General features: G+C 70.7%; 15 protein-coding genes and 1 pseudogene. 8 read left to right on the top strand and 8 right to left on the bottom strand.

Going from position 1 to position 17,801, the window contains the following annotated elements:
- Positions 1-7: 7 nt before the first annotated feature.
- From ACIA73_RS33660 to ACIA73_RS33645, 4 genes and pseudogenes are all read right to left on the bottom strand, one after another.
- Entirely contained in the window at positions 8-904 is an 897-nt protein-coding gene (locus tag ACIA73_RS33660; RefSeq protein WP_399442700.1) for an ABC transporter permease, read from the bottom strand.
- Positions 901-2,306 (bottom strand): annotated as a pseudogene (locus tag ACIA73_RS33655) (betaine/proline/choline family ABC transporter ATP-binding protein). The gene ACIA73_RS33660 and the pseudogene ACIA73_RS33655 overlap by 4 nt, the downstream one beginning before the upstream one ends.
- Positions 2,299-2,946 carry an ABC transporter permease gene (locus ACIA73_RS33650; protein WP_399442699.1) on the bottom strand — a complete coding sequence of 216 codons (648 nt, stop codon included), beginning with the start codon at positions 2,944-2,946 and terminating at the stop codon, positions 2,299-2,301. Before ACIA73_RS33650 ends, ACIA73_RS33655 begins: the two are co-directional and overlap by 8 nt.
- Before the next feature lie 28 nt (positions 2,947-2,974).
- Entirely contained in the window at positions 2,975-3,445 is a 471-nt protein-coding gene (locus ACIA73_RS33645; protein WP_399442698.1) for an Lrp/AsnC family transcriptional regulator, read from the bottom strand.
- A 124-nt stretch (positions 3,446-3,569) separates the two neighbouring features.
- Between ACIA73_RS33645 and hppD the strand changes: the two genes are divergently transcribed.
- The gene (hppD, locus tag ACIA73_RS33640; RefSeq protein WP_399442697.1) at positions 3,570-4,718 is read left to right on the top strand and encodes a 4-hydroxyphenylpyruvate dioxygenase; all 1,149 of its coding nucleotides are present in this window, start codon (positions 3,570-3,572) and stop codon (positions 4,716-4,718) included.
- 119 nt (positions 4,719-4,837) lie between these two features.
- On the opposite strand, the gene ACIA73_RS33635 is transcribed toward hppD, so the two are convergent.
- Complete coding sequence (locus ACIA73_RS33635) at positions 4,838-5,479, bottom strand: helix-turn-helix domain-containing protein (RefSeq protein ID WP_399442696.1); 642 nt, start codon at positions 5,477-5,479, stop codon at positions 4,838-4,840.
- 90 nt (positions 5,480-5,569) lie between these two features.
- Here ACIA73_RS33635 and ACIA73_RS33630 point away from each other — a divergent pair, with 90 nt between their 5' ends.
- A complete protein-coding gene (locus ACIA73_RS33630; protein ID WP_399442695.1) occupies positions 5,570-6,865 on the top strand; it encodes a benzoate/H(+) symporter BenE family transporter in 1,296 nt (431 codons plus the stop codon).
- Here the strand turns inward: ACIA73_RS33630 and ACIA73_RS33625 are convergent.
- Positions 6,828-8,585 carry a tetratricopeptide repeat protein gene (locus tag ACIA73_RS33625; RefSeq protein WP_399442694.1) on the bottom strand — a complete coding sequence of 586 codons (1,758 nt, stop codon included), beginning with the start codon at positions 8,583-8,585 and terminating at the stop codon, positions 6,828-6,830. The genes ACIA73_RS33630 and ACIA73_RS33625 overlap by 38 nt on opposite strands.
- Before the next feature lie 108 nt (positions 8,586-8,693).
- On the opposite strand from ACIA73_RS33625, the gene ACIA73_RS33620 reads away from it, so the two are divergent.
- Both ACIA73_RS33620 and ACIA73_RS33615 read left to right on the top strand, forming a co-directional pair.
- Positions 8,694-10,145, top strand: a complete 1,452-nt coding sequence (locus tag ACIA73_RS33620) for an FAD-binding oxidoreductase (protein ID WP_399442693.1) — start codon at positions 8,694-8,696, stop codon at positions 10,143-10,145.
- Between the two features lie 162 nt (positions 10,146-10,307).
- A complete protein-coding gene (locus ACIA73_RS33615) occupies positions 10,308-10,715 on the top strand; it encodes a VOC family protein (RefSeq protein ID WP_399442692.1) in 408 nt (135 codons plus the stop codon).
- On the opposite strand, the gene ACIA73_RS33610 is transcribed toward ACIA73_RS33615, so the two are convergent.
- Positions 10,712-11,152 carry an SsgA family sporulation/cell division regulator gene (locus ACIA73_RS33610; RefSeq protein WP_399442691.1) on the bottom strand — a complete coding sequence of 147 codons (441 nt, stop codon included), beginning with the start codon at positions 11,150-11,152 and terminating at the stop codon, positions 10,712-10,714. The genes ACIA73_RS33615 and ACIA73_RS33610 overlap by 4 nt on opposite strands.
- A gap of 267 nt (positions 11,153-11,419) precedes the next feature.
- Between ACIA73_RS33610 and ACIA73_RS33605 the strand changes: the two genes are divergently transcribed.
- Both ACIA73_RS33605 and ACIA73_RS33600 read left to right on the top strand, forming a co-directional pair.
- Positions 11,420-13,240: an RDD family protein gene (locus ACIA73_RS33605; protein WP_399442690.1), complete on the top strand. Its 1,821-nt coding sequence runs from the start codon at positions 11,420-11,422 to the stop codon at positions 13,238-13,240.
- A gap of 131 nt (positions 13,241-13,371) precedes the next feature.
- Positions 13,372-14,058, top strand: coding sequence for an RDD family protein (locus tag ACIA73_RS33600; protein WP_399442689.1), 687 nt, complete (start codon positions 13,372-13,374; stop codon positions 14,056-14,058).
- A gap of 61 nt (positions 14,059-14,119) precedes the next feature.
- Here the strand turns inward: ACIA73_RS33600 and ACIA73_RS33595 are convergent, their stop codons facing one another.
- Positions 14,120-14,527 (bottom strand): hypothetical protein, encoded by a 408-nt coding sequence (locus tag ACIA73_RS33595; protein WP_399442687.1) that lies wholly within the window; start codon positions 14,525-14,527, stop codon positions 14,120-14,122.
- A gap of 556 nt (positions 14,528-15,083) precedes the next feature.
- On the opposite strand from ACIA73_RS33595, the gene ACIA73_RS33590 reads away from it, so the two are divergent.
- Positions 15,084-17,330: an immune inhibitor A domain-containing protein gene (locus tag ACIA73_RS33590; protein WP_399442767.1), complete on the top strand. Its 2,247-nt coding sequence runs from the start codon at positions 15,084-15,086 to the stop codon at positions 17,328-17,330.
- A 147-nt stretch (positions 17,331-17,477) separates the two neighbouring features.
- Positions 17,478-17,801 carry a hypothetical protein gene (locus ACIA73_RS33585; protein WP_399442686.1) on the top strand — a complete coding sequence of 108 codons (324 nt, stop codon included), beginning with the start codon at positions 17,478-17,480 and terminating at the stop codon, positions 17,799-17,801.

Raw genomic sequence — 17,801 nt, 5'->3', positions numbered from 1 at the left:
AAGCCCCTCATGCCCCGACCTCCAGTCCCCGTGGCCGCAACAGCACTTCCACCAGCGACGCCAGCCAGTCCACGAACAGCGCCAGCGCCACCGTCAGCACCGACCCCAGCACCAGCACCGGCATCCGCTGGGTGGTGATGCCGGTGGTGATCAGGTCACCCAGCCCGCCGCCGCCCCCGAACGCGGCCAGCGTCGCCGTGCCCACGTTCAGCACGAGCGCCGTCCGGACGCCCGCCAGGATCAGCGGTACGGCCAGCGGGAGTTCCACCTTCGTCAGTACGCCCGCCCTGGACATGCCGATCCCGCGGGCCGCCTCCAGGAGGGTCGGGTCGTTGGCCCGCAGTCCGGCCACGGTGTTGGAGAGGACCGGCAGCACGGCGTAGATGACCATCCCGATGAGGGCGGCGCGCATGCCGATGCCGAGCCAGATCACCAGCAGGGCCAGCAGTCCGATCGCGGGAGTGGCCTGCCCGATGTTGGCGAGCGTGGTGGCCACCGGGGCGGCCCGGCGCAGGGCGGGCCGGGTGAGCAGGATGCCCAGCGGGATGGCGATGAGGAGCACGAAGAAGGTGGAGATCAGGGTCAGTTCGACGTGCTGCTTGAAGCGGAGCCAGACATTGCCGTCGGCCAGTGCGTTCTGCGCGATGGAGTCCAGTTCGGCGGACTCGAACCACAGCCAGGTCGCCAGCAGTACCAGCGCCAGTGCGGCGGGCAGCAGGACCACCCGCTGCCAGGTGAGCCGCCGTGGCAGCCGACCGCCCGGTACGCCGGGGCCTTCGCCCGCGCCCAACGGCGGAGCGTCCGCCTCCGGTGCCCGTGCGTCGTCCCGGAACACCGCACCCTTGACCTCGTGCTCCCCCTCGGGCCGCCGCGACTCGAACCCCGGACCGCCACCAGGGCTCACGACCCCTCCTCCGACCCGGCCGCCCGCCCACCGGGCCCGGCCTCCGTCGCCCCCGAATCCGTCGGCCCAACCAGCGAAGCTCCCAGCCCCTCAGCCCCCGGCCCCTCAGCCCCCGGCCCCTCAGCCCCCGCCCCCTCCGAGCCCGCCCCCGAAGCCCCCGAAGCCTCCGAAGCCCCCGTACCCCCCACCTGACCCAGATGCGAAGCCGCCTCCACCCGGTCCGCCTCCAGCATTTCCTGTACGGAGTTCATCAGCGTCCCCATGTCGACGACCCCGGCGAACTCCCCGCGCCGCCCGGTCACCGCCACCCGCCCCCCGCTGTCCGTCAGTACCGCCTCCAGCGCGTCCCGGAGCGTCGCGTCCCTGGTCACGGTGTCGTGGACCAGCGTGCCCGCCCGGTCCAGGGAGCCCTTGGCCCGGCTCAGGTCGCCCCGCCGCAGCCACTTGTAGGGCCGCCGGTGCCGGTCCAGCAGCAGCAGTTCGCCCACCCGGGCGTCCCGCAGCGTGTCGAAGATCTCCTGGAGCGGGTCCTCCACCGTCACCGTGGGGAAGTCCGCGATCTCCACATCCCGCACCCGCGCCAGGTTCAGCCGCTTCAGGGCCGCGCCCGCCCCCACGAACCCGGAGACGAAGTCGTCCGCCGGTTGGTGAGGATCGCCTCCGGGGTGTCGAACTGGGCGATGTGCGAGCGGTCCCGGAGCACCGCGATGCGGTCCCCGAGCTTGATCGCCTCGTCGAAGTCATGGGTGACGAACACGATCGTCTTGTGCAGCTCGTGCTGGAGGCGGATCAGCTCGTCCTGGAGGTGGTCCCGGGTGATCGGGTCCACCGCGCCGAACGGTTCGTCCATCAGGAGTACGGGCGGATCGGCGGCCAACGCCCTAGCCACGCCCACCCGTTGCTGCTGGCCGCCGGACAGCTGGCGCGGGTAGCGCCCCCGGAACTCGCCCGGGTCCAGGCCCACCAGATCGAGCATCTCCTCGACCCGTGAGGACACCCGCGACTTGCTCCAGCCGACCATCTTCGGTACCAGCGCGATGTTCTGAGCGACCGTCATATGAGGGAAGAGGCCGGACGACTGGATCGCGTACCCCACGCTGCGGCGCAGCTTCACCGGGTCCATCTCGGTGACGTCCTCGCCGTCGATCCGGATCCGCCCCGAGGTCGGCTCGATCAGCCGGTTGATCATCTTCAGCAGGGTCGTCTTGCCGCCGCCGGACGGGCCGACGAAGACCACGGTCTCCCCGGCCCTGATCTCCATGGAGACGTTGTCCACCGAGGGGTACGGGTTGCCCGGGTACTGCTTGGTGAGGTTCTCCAGCCGGATCGCGGCACCGGACGCAACACCGCCACCGGGCGCAACAGCACCACCGGACGCGGCAGCGGCAACGGGCTCAGGCACGAATCCCCCTAGGGATGGTCAGACGCCCCACCAGGACGTACACGGCGTCGAAGATCAGCGCGAGCACCACGATGCCCAGCGTTCCCGCCAGCACCTGGTTCAGCGCGTTCCTGCTGCCCAGCGAGGAGATCCCGCGGAAGATCTCATTGCCCAGGCCGGGCCCCGAGGCGTAGGCGGCGATGGCGGCGATGCCCATCAGCATCTGGGTGGCCACCCGGATCCCGGTCAGGATCGGCGGCCAGGCCAACGGCAGTTCCACCTTGAGCAGCCGGGTGGTTCGGGACATTCCGATGCCGCGTGCCGCGTCCACCAGGGTGGGGTCGACGCCCCGGAGTCCGACGATGGAGTTCCGTACGATCGGCAGCAGCCCGTACAGGACGAGGGCGATCACCGTCGGCGCCACACCGAGCCCCACCACCGGAATCAGCAGACCGATCATCGCCAGTGAGGGGATGGTCAGGATCCCGGAAGCGGCCGTGGTCGCCAGGTTTCCCGCCCATTCGCTGCGGTACGTGAGAATGCCGATCAGTACGCCGATCAGCGTCGCCACCACCATGCACTGGAAGACGGCGCTGGCGTGCTGGAAGGCGTCGGCGAGGAGCTGCTGGTGCCGGTTGCCGAGGTACTCCCAGAAATTCACGGGCGGCTCCCTCGACGTAGGACGTGCGTCAGGTCAGCCCGGACGCCTGCTCCACCAGCGGGATGATCCGCAGCGGAACGGGGTTCTCCATGACGATCGCCGTGGAGGCCCGGACGATGCCATCAAAGCCCACAACCCGGTCGATCACACGTTGGAGATCGGCGTTGGACCGTGCGACCAGACGGCACAGCATGTCCCCGTGCCCGGTCGTCGTGTGCAGCTCCAGCACCTCCGGAACACCGGTCAGATGCGCCCGTACGTCCGCGCCCTGACCCTGTTTGATCTCCAGCGTCGCGAATGCCGTCACCGGATATCCGAGCGCCGCCGGGTCCACATCGGGCCCGAACCCCCGGATGGAGCCATTCGACTGAAGCCGGTCCATCCGCGCCTGCACGGTCCCGCGCGCCACTCCGAGCCGTCGAGAAGCCTCCAGCACCCCGATCCGGGGCTCACGGGCCAGCAGCACGATCAGCCGTCCGTCCAGCTCGTCCACGGTCATGGGCACTCCCAAGAGCTAGGCATCCTGTACAGATAGCCCGCCAATCCTCCCCCTGCACTGGGCAGATTGACCAGCTTTTACGCGAACTATTGCGCACCTTGCGATGTGGGGCGACGCTCCACCCATGACTGAGACCACTGAGCACGTCACCCCCTCCACCGCGCGTGAGGCCGATCCCTTCCCGGTCAAGGGGATGGACGCGGTCGTCTTCGCCGTCGGCAACGCCAAGCAGGCCGCGCACTACTACTCGACCGCCTTCGGCATGAAGCTGGTCGCCTACTCCGGACCGGAGAACGGCAGCCGCGAGAGCGCGAGTTACGTCCTGGAGACCGGCGCCGCCCGCTTCGTCTTCACCTCCGTCATCCGCGCCACCACCGACCACGGCCGCTTCCTCGAAGCGCATGTCGCCGAGCACGGCGACGGTGTCGTCGACCTCGCCATCGAGGTCCCGGACGCCCGCGCGGCGTACGAGTACGCCACCGCGCACGGCGCCACCGGCCTCACCGAGCCGCACGAGCTCAAGGACGAGCACGGCACCGTGGTGCTGGCCGCCATCGCGACGTACGGCAAGACCCGCCACACCCTGGTCGAGCGCAAGGGTTACGAGGGCCCCTACCTGCCCGGTTTCGTCGCCGCCAAGCCGATCGTCGAGCCCCCGGCCAAGCGCATCTTCCAGGCCATCGACCACTGCGTCGGCAATGTCGAGCTCGGCAGGATGAATGAGTGGGTGGCCTTCTACAACAAGGTCATGGGCTTCACCAACATGAAGGAGTTCGTGGGCGACGACATCGCCACCGAGTACTCCGCGCTCATGTCGAAGGTCGTCGCGGACGGCACTCTCAAGGTGAAGTTCCCGATCAACGAGCCGGCGATCGCGAAGAAGAAGTCGCAGATCGACGAGTACCTGGAGTTCTACGGCGGCGCGGGCGTCCAGCACATCGCGCTCGCCACCAACGACATCGTCGCCTCGGTACGCGCCATGCGCGCCGCCGGTGTCCAGTTCCTCGACACCCCCGACTCGTACTACGACACCCTCGGCGAGTGGGCGGGCGAGACCCGTGTCCCCGTCGAGACGCTGCGCGCCGAGAAGATCCTGGTCGACCGGGACGAGGACGGCTACCTGCTGCAGATCTTCACCAAGCCGGTCCAGGACCGCCCGACCGTCTTCTTCGAGATGATCGAGCGCCACGGCTCCATGGGCTTCGGCAAGGGCAACTTCAAGGCGCTCTTCGAGGCGATCGAGCGCGAGCAGGAGAAGCGGGGCAACCTCTAACGGCTGCCCGGCCGCCGGCAACTTCCCCTGCCGGTGGCGTGACGGACCCCGCGGCCCCACGGAACCTGCCCCGTGGGGCCGCGGTGTTTCCTCGGAGACCTGGGTTCGGACACCGGCTCTCAGTACCGGATGACCAGCGACGCCACCACGTCCCTGTCGCCCTCCGCTGCGTACACGTGCGGCACATCCGCCACCCATGACACATGGGTCCCGGCGGCGACGGTGAACGGCGCGTCCTTCGGGCCCACCCGGGCCACCCCCTCGTACACCGTCAGATACTCCGTCGTCCCCGGCGGGTGGGCGGGGGAGGTCTGGACGCGGCCGGGGCGGATGCGCAGGCGGTAGAGCTCGGTGGTGGCCGTGCCGTCCGCGAAGACCTCAAGGAGTTCGCCCGTCACCGAGTCGCCGTGCATCGGCTCGCGCGGGCCGCCGGAGAGCAACGAGGCCAGCGGTACGCCGAGTTGGGCGGACACCGCGTACAAGGTCTCCAGCGTGGGGTTGCGGGTGCCCGCCTCCAGGCCGGACAGGGTGGCCTTGCCGATGCTCGCGCGCAGGGCCAGCTCGGACAGGCTCAGACCGCGCTCGGTGCGCAGCTCGCGGATGCGGTGACCGATGCCGGCGGTGAAGGCCGCCGAGTGGGGAGCGGGTCCGGCGGTGTGCCGACCGGGTGCGGGGCTCCGGTCGGCCGGGTGGCTCCGGCCGGCCGTGGGGCTTCGGTCGTCCTCGGGTTGCCGGCCGGTGGTGGGGTCCTGGTCGTTCATGGGGTCCAGTATCCGAAACGCCGTTCCCTTTACGGAACGGGGGTGCCTATCCTCGTTCCGTAAACGGAACAGCACAGGAGGGGCCACCGCATGGGCCGCACCGCACAACCCGTCCTTGCCGGAATCGTCCTCGCGGTCGTCGGCTGCGCCAGCTCCTTCGCCGTCGTCCTCGCGGGACTGCGCGCCGTCGGGGCGAACGAGGCGCAGGCCGCGTCCGGGCTGTTCGTGCTCTGTCTGTCGATGGGGGTCGTGGGCATCGGGCTCGGGCTGCGCTACCGGATACCGATGAGCGTCGCCTGGTCCACTCCCGGCGCGGCGCTACTTGCCGCGGTGGGTACCCAGCACCCGGACTACCGGGCCGCGTTGGGCGCCTTCCTCGTCGCCGGTGCGCTGATCTTCCTGACCGGGCTCTCCCCGCATCTGGTACGCCTGCTCCAGGCGATCCCCGCACCCCTGGCCGCCGCCATGCTGGCCGGCGTACTGCTGCCACTGTGTCTGGCCCCGGTGCACGCGGTGGTGAAGTTCCCGGCGGAGGCGGTGCCCGTGGTGGTGGTCTGGGCGGTGCTCTTCCGGTGGGCACGGCGGTGGGCGGTGCCCGCGGCGCTCGCGGTGACCGTGGCCGTCATCCTGCTCGCGCACCCCAGCGACAAGGGTGACCTCCCGCTGCTGCCGACCCTCACCTTCGCCACCCCCACCTTCACCGTGGGCGCCCTCATCGGCATCGCGGTCCCGCTCTACATCGTCACGATGGTCTCGCAGAACGTGGCGGGGATGAGCATGCTCGCGACGTACGGATACCAGGCGCCCCTGCGCCCGGCCCTCACCACCACCGGGCTGGCCACCATGGCGGGCGCCCCGTTCGGCGCCCACGCGGTGAACCTGGCCGCCCTCACCACCGCCCTCGCGGCCGGCCCCGACGCGCACCCCGACCCCCGGCGCCGCTGGATCGCCTCCGTCACCGGAGGTGTCGGCTACATCGTCATCGGCCTCACCACCGGACTGACCCTCTCCGCCATCGCGGGAGCCCCACCGCTGCTCATCGAGACCGTCGCCGGGCTCGCCCTGTTCTCCACCCTCGCCGCCGCGCTCCGCACCGCCGTCTCGGACACCACCGCCCGTGAACCCGCCGTCCTCACCCTGGTCGTCACCGCCTCGGGCATCGCCCCGTTCGGCATCGGTGCCGCCCTGTGGGGGCTGCTCGCCGGACTGGCCCTGCACCTGGTGCTGAGGCGGGCCCCCGACCCCGTACGACAGAACCCCCCGAAGACCGGCGAGCCGCAGGCCGGCGCCCTCCCCGCACAGGGTGAGCGGCAGTCGGCCGCAGCCGCCAGCACCGTCGAACCGCAGGTCAGCGACGCTTCCGGGGAGCGGGCTCCGACTTCCTGACCTCGGAGGACCTCGCGCGCGAACCACCGCCCGTCGACCCACCGCCCGTCGACTCGGACTTGCGCACCTTCGGACGGTACGGCCACACATGGCGCGGCCCGCCCTCCGGCGGCTCGCCCAGCCGGTCCAGGGACGCCTGCGCGCGCGGCGCCCACAGCGGCGAGAAGACCGGGTTGACGCGCAGCGCCTCCGCCAAGTGCCGCCGTGCCGCCCCGTAGTCGCCGGTTCCCCGCTCGATCTCGCCCCGGTGGTAGAGGAACAGGGCGCTGCGCACCCCCTCCTTCGCCGCTCGCCGCGCGTACTCCAGCGCGGCCTCGTCGTCCCCGGTGCGGTGCAGCGCCCAGCCCAGCGCGTCCGCCACCTCCGCCCCGGGGTGCCGCGAGAACTCCTCGCGCAGCAGCTCCACGGCGGCCTCCGCGTCCCCGTGGTCGGCCTCCAGCCTGCCCAGCACCAGGGCTCCGCTCACCCCCTGCTCCCGGTCGTGCTCCACCTGTGCGCGCACCACCCCGAACTGTGCCGCGCCATCCCCTTCCTCGCCTGTCGCCTCCGTCAACTCGCCCAGTTCCAGGGAGTATTCGGGGCGCGGCGCGAGCGCCAGCGCCGCCCGGTACGCTTTCACCGCCTGCGCCGTACGTCCCATCGCCGCCAGTACCCGCGCCCGGCCCGCGACCGTCGCGCCCTGCTTGCGGTCCAGGGCGAGCGAGGCGTCGAAGAAGCCCAGCGACTCCTTCAAGTCGCCCCGCTCCCAGGCGAGTTCGGCCGCACGGCGCAACTGCTCCGCCTTCTCCGGCGCCTCCTGCGCCTCCATCGCGGCCTGAGACAGCAGGACGGCCGCGTCCTCGCGCCACCCCTTGTCCCGGTACGTCTGCGCCGTCCAGCCCAGCGCCGCCGCCCCACCGCGCTTCTCCATCAGCTCCTCGGCCGCCCGGCCCGCCGCCTTGGGGTCACCCAGCCGCCCGTATACGTCGATCAGCAGGGAGTACGTCGCCCACTGGCCCGGCGCCCGCAGCTGCGCCATCTCTCCGAAACGCCGGGCCTCACCGAAGTCGCCGCGCGAATAGGCGAGTTGAGCCATGCCCAGCATCGCGGCCAGGTTGCCCCGGTCCGCCGTACGCAGCGACAGCGACCGCTTGAGCGCCGCCTCCGCCCGGGGGTAGAAGGTGGCGTCGGCCGCCCGCGCACCCTTCTCGATCAGCGCGGTGCCGAGCGCCGACCACGCCCCGTCGTCCCTCGGATTCGTCCGCGTCCGGGCGGTCAGCACCGTCAGCGAACCGGCCGCCGGAGCACCGGCCACCGGCTTCGCGGCAGGCCGCTCGGGGCGCTCCGACCGCGTCAGTACGATCCCCCCGGCCGCGATCACCGCCACCACGAGGGAGGCCACCGCCACCCGGCGCACCAGGGGGGAGGGCCTCCTGGCGGGCACGGCGGGTACGGCGGACAGCACGGGCGCGGCAGGTGATGCGGGCGTGACGCCAGGTGCGAAAGGTACGTCGCCCCCGGCGGACCACTCCGACACGGCGGCCTCACCCATCACGGCCACCCCCTCCGGCATGGGAGCCGCCGCACTCCCGCCCGCCGAGTGCCCCGTAGCCCCCTCGCCCGCACCGGGCCCGGCCCCCGCAGGCGCACCCCGCTCACCCTCCCCGCGCGCCCCAGCGGGTGCCCCCCGCTTCCCCGATTCAGCGAATGCGTCCCGCTCGGTGGAGTCCATGGCGTCCATGGCGCTCACTGTGCGTCAACAGGAGCCGGTATGACGAGCACACCCGCCAACCGGGTTCCGGAACGCAGACGGGTTCACACCGATGGCCCCGAGTGCCAGGCTGACACCATGGACGATCTTGCGACCCCGCCCGGCCCCCCGTCCGGCTCCGCGCCCGTACCCCCGCGTGAACCCCTGCCCCCGCAGGATCCCGCGCGCGCCCTGCACGCGCGCCTGCGCACCGGGCTCCCCGAGGAGGCGCTGCTCACCGACCCCGATGTGATGGCGTCCTACACCCATGACATGGCCGGCTTCTGCGCGGCAGGGGCACCCGCCGCGGTCGTCCTGCCCCGCACCGTCGAGCAGGTGCAGCACATCATGCGCACCGCCACCGAGCTGCGGATCCCCGTCGTCCCGCAGGGCGCCCGCACCGGTCTGTCCGGAGCGGCCAATGCCACCGAGGGCTGCATCGTCCTGTCCCTGGTGAAGATGGACCGGATCCTGGAGATCAACCCGGTCGACCGGATCGCCGTCGTCGAACCCGGTGTGATCAACGCCGTCCTCTCCCGCGCCGTCGCCGAGCAGGGCCTCTTCTATCCACCGGACCCGTCCAGCTGGGAGACCTGCACCATCGGCGGCAACATCGGCACCGCGTCCGGCGGACTGTGCTGCGTCAAGTACGGGGTGACCGCGGAGTACGTCCTCGGGCTGGACGTGGTCCTGGCGGACGGACGGCTGCTCACCACCGGGCGGCGTACCGCCAAGGGCGTCGCCGGATACGACCTCACCCGGCTCTTCGTCGGCTCCGAGGGCAGCCTCGGCATCGTCGTGCGCGCGGTGCTCGCCCTCAAACCCGCACCGCCCGAGCAGCTCGCCATGGCCGCCGAGTTCCCGTCCGCCGCCGCTGCCTGCGAAGCCGTCTGCGCGATCATGGAGCGCGGCCACGCCCCCTCGCTGCTCGAACTCATGGACCGCACCACGTTGCGAGCCGTCAACGCCATGGCTCAGATGGGCCTCCCGGAAACCACCGAGGCCCTCCTGCTGGCCGCCTTCGACAGCCCGGACCCCGCAGCCGACCTGGCCGCCGTGGGGGAGGTCTGCACCGCCTTCGGCGCCACCCAGGTCGTACCGGCGGAGAACTTCGCCGAGTCCGAAATGCTGCTGCACGCACGGCGTTTGTCGCTCACCGCACTCGAAACCATCAAGTCCGCCACGATGATCGACGACGTCTGCGTCCCCCGCTCCCAGCTCGCCGCGATGATCGACGGCACCGCCGCCATCGCCGAGAAGTACGACCTCACCATCGGCGTCTGCGCCCACGCGGGTGACGGCAACACCCACCCCGTGGTCTGCTTCGACGCCGCCGACCAGGACGAGTCCCGGCGCGCCCGCGAATCCTTCGACGAGATCATGGCGCTCGGCCTGGAACTCGGCGGCACGATCACCGGCGAACACGGCGTCGGGCTGCTGAAGAAGGACTGGCTTGCGCGCGAACTCGGCCCGGTGGGCGTGGAGTTGCACCGCTCGGTGAAGGCGGCCTTCGACCCGCTCGGTCTGCTCAACCCCGGCAAGCTCTTCTGAGTGGGCCCAGCGGTCTAGGACCTCGGACGCCGGGGGAGTGGGTCGAAGGTCCGATGCGGCGCGCCCGGCCTCCTCCATAACCTTCAGTGGTACGTCGGTTGATCGATACGCACCGATCGATTTCGCACCGATCGATTTCGCACCGCTCGACGAGGAGGAATCGTGCCCGCACGACTCGACCACACCATCGTCCACAGCCGCGACCGCTGGGTGTCCGCCCGCTTCCTGACCGAACTGATGGGCGCCCCGGAGCCCAAGCCCTTCGGTCCGTTCGCCACCGTCCCGCTGGAGAACGGGGTCTCCATCGACTACGCGGACGCCCGGGGCGAGCACTACGGCGAGGAGGGCGACGCCCCGATCGTGTCCCAGCACCTGGCCTTCCTGGTCGGCGACGAGGAGTTCGACGCCATCCTCGGCCGCATCCAGGAACGCGAAATCCCCTACTGGGCAGACCCGTTCAGCAGCAAGCCCCAGCAGATCAACCACGACCACCAGGGCCGCGGCTTCTACTTCCGCGACCCGGACAACCACTTCTTCGAATTCCTCACCCACACCTATGTGATCGATTAGCAGTCCCCGTCCGAGGAGTCGGACGAGGTGGCCAACAGCTCGGCCAGGGCCTCGTCCAGGCCGAGCTGGTCGTTCTCGGTGCCCGGCGGCACCATGGTCAGCGTCCGCTCCAGCCACGCGGAGACGACCGGCGACGAGGCCTCCAGAAGTGCGTCACCCTCGGGCGAGGTCAGCGCCACACACACGACCGAACACCCGTCGACCTTCGTCGGCCAGATCCGGACATCTCCGTGCCCACACGGACGGAACACCCCGTCGACCAGAAGTTCGCGCGCGAACGTCCAGTTGACCGGGTAGTCCGAACCGATGTGGAAGGTGAAGTGCACGGCGTACGGGTCGTTCGTCCGGTACACCAGGCGCGCCTGGACGGGGATGGCTCGCTCGGGGGACAGGACGAGGTTGAGCTCCAGCTCGCGTTCCACGACGGTGTGCTGCACGGTCGTACTTCCTTTCCGGTACGGGGCCCAACGGAGGGCCGTACCAGGAGAGAGCGCAACCGGCGCGGTTCATTACGCGACTTGTGGGGTGGTTCTTTTCTCTGCCCGCCAATGACCGAAAAGTGGTGCATCCGGGCGGACGGGCCCGGTGGTGGGCGGGCGTCTGGTAGATGTGGACCCCGGTGTTTGAGACAGACCCAGCCAGACGGACACCGTCAGACAGGCCCCCTTGGCAGACGCGGCCCCCAACAGATTCGGGAATCGGTGATGAGCGCCCCCACACCGGCCAACGGCGACAGCAGCCCCACCCACGGCTTCTATCCCGACCCGTCCATTCCCGGATACGTCCGGTACTGGAACGGCAGCGCCTGGGTGCCCGGCACCAGCCGCCCCGCGCCCGCTCCCGGCGAGCCGATGCCGGCCCCGCCTCCCGGTGTCACCCCGGCGGCCCCGTACCCCCCGAACTCCGGTCTGCCGAACCTGGCTTCCGTACCCGCGCCGGCACCCACCACGCCCGCCGCCGGGCCCGCCGCGGTGGAGGAGACCGGCCCGTTCTTCTTCGACGAGGAGGGGCGGGAGCGGACGGGACAGTGGCAGCGGTCGGACGCTCAGCCAGGCCCGGTGTCCCAGCAAGGCCCGGTGTCCCAGCAACGTCCGGTGCCCCAGCAGGGTCCGGGCGGTGAGCTGGAGGTGCGCCGCTCGGCGGAACCCGCCCCGGCCTGGCAGGCGGACACCTCCCGGCAGAACGGTTTCGGCGGCGAGCGCGACCGCAGGGTGTCCTGGGGTTCCCCTGCCCAGGGCGGCGCCGGTGCTCAGGCGGTCGCCCCCGCTGCCGGTACGGCGCCGGGCGCGCCCGGCGCCCCGACTCCCGCAGGGCTCACCCCGGCCCCGGCCCGGGGCCGGACCCCGGCACAGGACCCTCGTACTCCCCGTACCCCCGGCACCTCCCACGCCCTGCCCGCACGCGCCGAACGGCCCGCACTGGAATCCCCGCCGGCCCAGCAGCAGCCGCACCAGCAGCAGCCCCAACAGCCCCAACCGCCCCAGCAGCCAAGCCAGTCACAGTCACGGTCCCAGGAGCAGAAGCAGCCGCCGCAGATTCCCTCGGCGCAGACCGCCGAGCCGCAGGTTCCGCAGGCCAAGTCCGCGCCGCGCACCGACCACACCGTGTCGATCCGCACCCGTGGCCCCGCCAAGGCCGCACCCGGCAGCGACGGCACCATGGCCATCCGCACGGTCCGTCCGAAGTCCCCACAGCAGAAATCGCCACAGCCCAACTCCCCGCAGCCCAATTCCCCACAGTCGCAGGCAAAGCCACAGGCACAGCCACAAGCCCAGTCCCAGCAGCCCGTGCAGCACCGCCCGCAGCCCCAGAGCCGCACTCAAGCCCCCGCTTCGACGCCTACCCCGTCCCCCACCCCCCAGGGCCAACTCCCGCCCCAGGGACGCAACTCGGCCCCATCCGGCTCCGCCTCCTGGGCCCAGCAGGTGCATCAGCTCGCCTCCGCCCCGGCGGCGGAGGGACAGGACGAGGGGAAGCCCGTCGTCCCGTGGAAGCCGCCGGTCGAGGACCACTTCACCAGGGCCGCGCGCGAGCAGGCGGCGGCCAAGCCCGCCGGGCTCGGGCGGCGGCTGGCGGCCCGGCTGATCGACACGGTGGTGCTGGGGGCCGCCGTCGCCGCCGTCGCCGTACCGCTGGTGACACAGGGCGTCGACCACATCGACGAGAAGATCCGGGCGGCCCGGCTCTCCGGGACGACGGTGACGGTCTATCTGCTGGACAGCACCACGGTCGGCATCCTCGCCACCGTCCTCGGCACCTTCCTGGTCCTCGGTCTGCTCTACGAGGCGCTGCCGACCGCCAAGTGGGGGCGCACGCTCGGCAAGAAGGTGTGCGGGCTCCAGGTGCGGGGCATCGAGGAGCACGAACCGCCCCGGTTCGGCGGGGCACTGCGGCGATGGGTGGTGTACGGGGTGCTGGGGGTGCTCGGCATCGGCGTGCTCAACGTGCTGTGGTGCCTCGTCGACCGTCCGTGGCGGCAGTGCTGGCACGACAAGGCGGCCCGTACCTTCGTCGCCAGGGGCTGACCCGCGCCGGGCGTCCCGGCCGGCCCCTCCCGTACCCGCATTCACCTTGTTGGCCGCACCTGCCGGCCGCCCGTCCCCCGAACGGCGTGCGAGCCCTTGCGGGGCCGGTGCGGGCGCGGTCGACTCCGGATATGAGTACCGACCAGCCGCCGCCCGGCGTGCCGCCTGAGAACGACCCGTTCCAGAAGTACCCGCCGCCCCCGCCGCCGCAGGGTGGTGCCGGTAACCCCTACGACCAGCCGCCGGGCAACGCGGGCGGCTCCCTGCCCCCGTACGGAGGCGGGCCGTACGACGGCAACAACTACGGTGCGGGAGGCGGTGGCCTCGGCGGGAACGACCCGCTGTCCGGGATGCCGCCGCTGGCCTCGATCGGCAAGCGGTTCGCCGCCCGGTTCCTCGACCTGCTGGTGGTGGGCATCCCGCTCGCGATCATCGGCATCCCGTTCGGGACGTACCGCAGGGTCACCGAGACCACCGACGACCTCGGCGACACCATCACCCAGGTCACCACCGGCACCGGGCTGGTCTTCCAGCTGATCTCCGTGGTCGCCTACGTCGCGTACGACGCCCTGATGACCAAGAAGAACGGTCAGACGGTCGGCAAGCGGCTGATGGGCCTGAGGGTCGCGATGCTCAACGACGGCAGCGTCCCGCAGAGCAACGCCGCGTGGATGCGGGCAGCGGTGCTGATGCTGCCCGCGATGCTGTGCTGCCCCTGTCTGTGGTGGCTCATCAACCTGGTGATGATCCCGGTCGACAAGCCGTACCACCAGGGCGTGCACGACAAGGCCGCCAAGACCGTGGTGGTCACGGTCTGAGCGGCAGCGAGCCGTACGCCGTCGGCCGTGCGGTGAGCGGGCCGGCGGTGCGGTGAGGAAGTCAGCCGTGCAGTGAGTGCTCGCCCACCGAGGAACGGGGGCGCGGACCGGGAACCCGGACCGCGCCGTACGCCTCGTCGGCGGCGGGAGACGCGACGGTCCCGGGATCCGTACCCGCAGCGGTACGGGTCCCGGGGGCCGTACCCGTGGTGTGCGAGGTGGTCCTCGGCATCGGCACCGTCATCGCCACCAGCAGCCCGAGACCCAGCGCAGCACACGCGATGACCGCGATCCAGGCACCCGAAGTGGTCTGGGAAAGCAGCAGCATGGCGAGGGTGGAGAAGACAACTGTGACTGCGCCGCACACGCACTGGGCGACGGTCGGGAGCGGGATCCGCAGCGCGTTGCCCGGGGGGTGCGAGCTGCTCGGGTCGCGGTCTGTCCGGGGGGTATGGCGTGTCCGCAGCATGGGGTCCGTCCTCGGAGCACGGGGTGGGGGTCGCGGGGTCTCGGCCGACCCTATGACCTTGGGTGCCCGCGCGCAGCAGCCGGTAAGCGTGACCTTACCCACGGTGCCGATGCATGGGGGGCGCACGGTGTCATGACGCCGTCCGCCCCTTGAGACGCAAGCGCCCGTACAGGAGTGACCCGGTGCCTGTCCGGATAGCGGATCGCCGCAACGTCCTAGCGTGCACGATGAGTTCATGTCAAGGTCTGTCTTTTCTTTCGTAACTCCGGTCGAATGAGGTCACTTGTGACGCGTGCCGCACACGGACCCCCTCACCCTTCGGGCCGGCGGCCGCGAGGGAGGACACCACCAAGTGATCAGCAACAGACGGGCGCTGCGCAGCGCCGCCGTACTCGTGGCGCTCGCGGCGACCGCCGCCACCGCCTCGACCTTCGCCACCGCGCAGGCGGCCCCGGCACCCGCGGCCGCCGCGCAGGACGCCATCAGCCACGGGACCAACGCTCCCGGCGCGGGCGACCCGAACGGCAAGGGCGTCAAGGGCGACAAGGGCCACGTCATCGACGGCCCGTTCAGCGAGCAGCAGGCGCAGCAGCGCAAGGCCGCCCTGGAGGAGGTCCTCAAGGGGACCAAGAAGGCGGAGAAGCGCGGCAGTTCCAGCGTGGTGAAGCTCGGCGACAAGAAGTACGTCGAGCTGGGCCGTGAGCGCACCGACCAGATCTTCACCATCCTGGTCGAGTTCGGCGACAAGGTCGACGACACCACGATGTACGACCCGGACGGCAGCGGCCCCAAGCCGCCCATCAAGAAGTACGGCGGCACCCCCGGCCCGCTGCACAACCGGATAGCCGAGCCCGACCGCGCCAAGGACAACTCCACCGCCTGGAAGAAGGACTACAACCAGGAGCACTTCCAGGAGCTGTACTTCGGCAAGGGCAAGGGCGCCGACGGCAAGCCCATCGAGTCCCTGAAGACCTACTACGAGAAGACCTCCTCGGGCCGCTACTCGGTCGAGGGCAAGGTCTCCGACTGGGTCAAGGTCGACTACAACGAGGCCCGCTACGGCTCCGACTACTGCGGCAGCAACAACTGCCCCAACGTCGAGGACCTGGTCCGCGACGGCGTCAACGCCTGGGTCGCCAAGGAGAAGGCGGCCGGCAAGACCGACGCCCAGATCAAGACCGACCTGGCCAAGTACGACGCGTGGGACCGTACCGACCACGACAACGACGGCAACTTCAACGAGCCCGACGGCTACATCGACCACTTCCAGGTCGTGCACGCCGGTGAGGACGGCTCGGCGGGCGGCGGCGCCCAGGGCACCGACGCCGTGTGGGCGCACCGCGGTTACGCGTTCGGCCGCGACGACGGCGAGAGTGGTCCCTCCGGCTTCAAGGCGGGCGGCACCCCGATCGGTGACACCGGCATCTGGGTCGGCGACTACACCGCGCAGCCCGAGAACGGCGGACTGGGCGTCTTCGCCCACGAGTACGCCCACGACCTGGGCCTCCCGGACCTCTACGACACCACCAACACCGCCGAGAACTCGGTCGGTTTCTGGTCGCTGATGTCGGCGGGCTCCTGGCTGGGCACCGCCAAGAACGAGATCGGCGACATGCCGGGCGACATGACCGCCTGGGACAAGCTGCAGCTCGGGTGGCTCAACTACGAGAAGGCCAAGGCCGGCACGACCTCGCTGCACAAGCTGGGCGTCGCGGAGTACAACACCAAGAACCCGCAGGCGGTCGTCGTCGAACTGCCGAAGAAGAACGTCACCACCGACGTCGTGAAGCCCTTCGAGGGCAGCAAGCAGTGGTGGTCGGACTACGGCGACAACCTCTCCAACACCCTCTCCCGCGACGTCGACCTGACGGGCAGGTCCAAGGCGTCCCTGGAGCTCCAGGGCTGGTGGGACATCGAGGCTGACTACGACTACCTGTACACCCAGGTGTCCGAGGACGGCGGCGCCTCCTGGAAGTCCATCGACGGCACCGCCGACGGTGAGACCATCACCCGCGACGGCGGCGACAAGCCCGCGCTGACCGGTGTCTCGGGCAAGTACAAGAAGCTCGTCTACTCGCTGGACGCCTACGCGGGCAAGAAGATCGGCGTCCGGTTCCGCTACAAGACCGACGGCGGCGCGGGCGGCAAGGGCTTCGCGGCCGACGGCATCACCGTCCAGGCGGACGGCGCTGCCCTGTTCACCGACAACGCGGAGGGCGACGACAACGGCTGGACCGTGCGCGGCTTCCAGCGCGTGGGCGAGTCCATCAACGGTGACTTCCCGCAGTACTACCTCGCGGAGAACCGCCAGTACGTCAGCTACGACAAGACCCTGAAGTCCGGCCCGTACAACTTCGGCTTCCAGAAGACGGACCGCCCCGACTGGGTCGAGCACTACGCGTACCGCCCCGGCCTGATGATCTGGCAGTGGGACACCTCGCAGCGCAACAACAACGTCGCGGAGCACCCGGGCAAGGGCATGCTGCTGCCCATCGACGCCCACTCCAAGCCGCTGAAGTGGCAGAACACCGGCAAGCTGATCTCCAACAAGATCCAGCCGTACGACGCGGCCTTCAGCTGGTACCCGAACCCCGGGTTCACCCTCCACAAGGAGGGCGTCGCCACCCGGATCCCGGCCCAGCTCGGCAACCCCGTCTTCGACGACCGGCGGGGCAGCTACTGGTCCGCGGAGAACCCCACGGGCAGCGTCCAGACAACTGACACCAACACCAAGATCTCCATCGTCCACCAGCCCCTGGACGGTCAGACGATGTCCATCCTGGTGAGCAAGTCCGGCCGCTGATGGCTTGATTTCCAGCCATTTACGCAGGTCAGAGCATGATCGGCCGTCGCCCCTCTAGCGGGCGGCGGCCGATCGCGTTTAGATGCCTCTTACGTACTCGCTATTGACGCGACGTCTTACGGGGCGTCGTACGGGGGAGTGATCGACATGTCCGCAGGAGGTTTCAACAGACTTCCGAACGGGAGCGTGGTGGTGGCACTGACCCTGCCCCGCCCCGGCCCCAGCGGCCTCGGCGCGGGGCCCAAGGTCCGCGTCCTGGTCCATGCCGCCAACCGGTCGCGCGCCCTGACCCGGCTGCGCAACCTGGGGCTGCGCGCCGTCTACCTCCGGGGTAACGCCGAGCCACCCACTCCGGACGAGATCACGGCTGTCCTGCACCACCCGGACGGATTGCTGTGGCGGGCGGCACCGGAGGCGCGCGAAGAGCTCTGGCACCCGATACGCGCCCTGCTGAAGACGGCGGTGCGCTAG

Source organism: Streptomyces sp. NPDC051561 (assembly GCF_044454195.1).
Lineage (GTDB): Bacteria > Actinomycetota > Actinomycetes > Streptomycetales > Streptomycetaceae > Streptomyces.
Note: the sequence above shows the minus strand (reverse complement) of the source record. Positions and strands in the feature narration are given on the sequence as shown.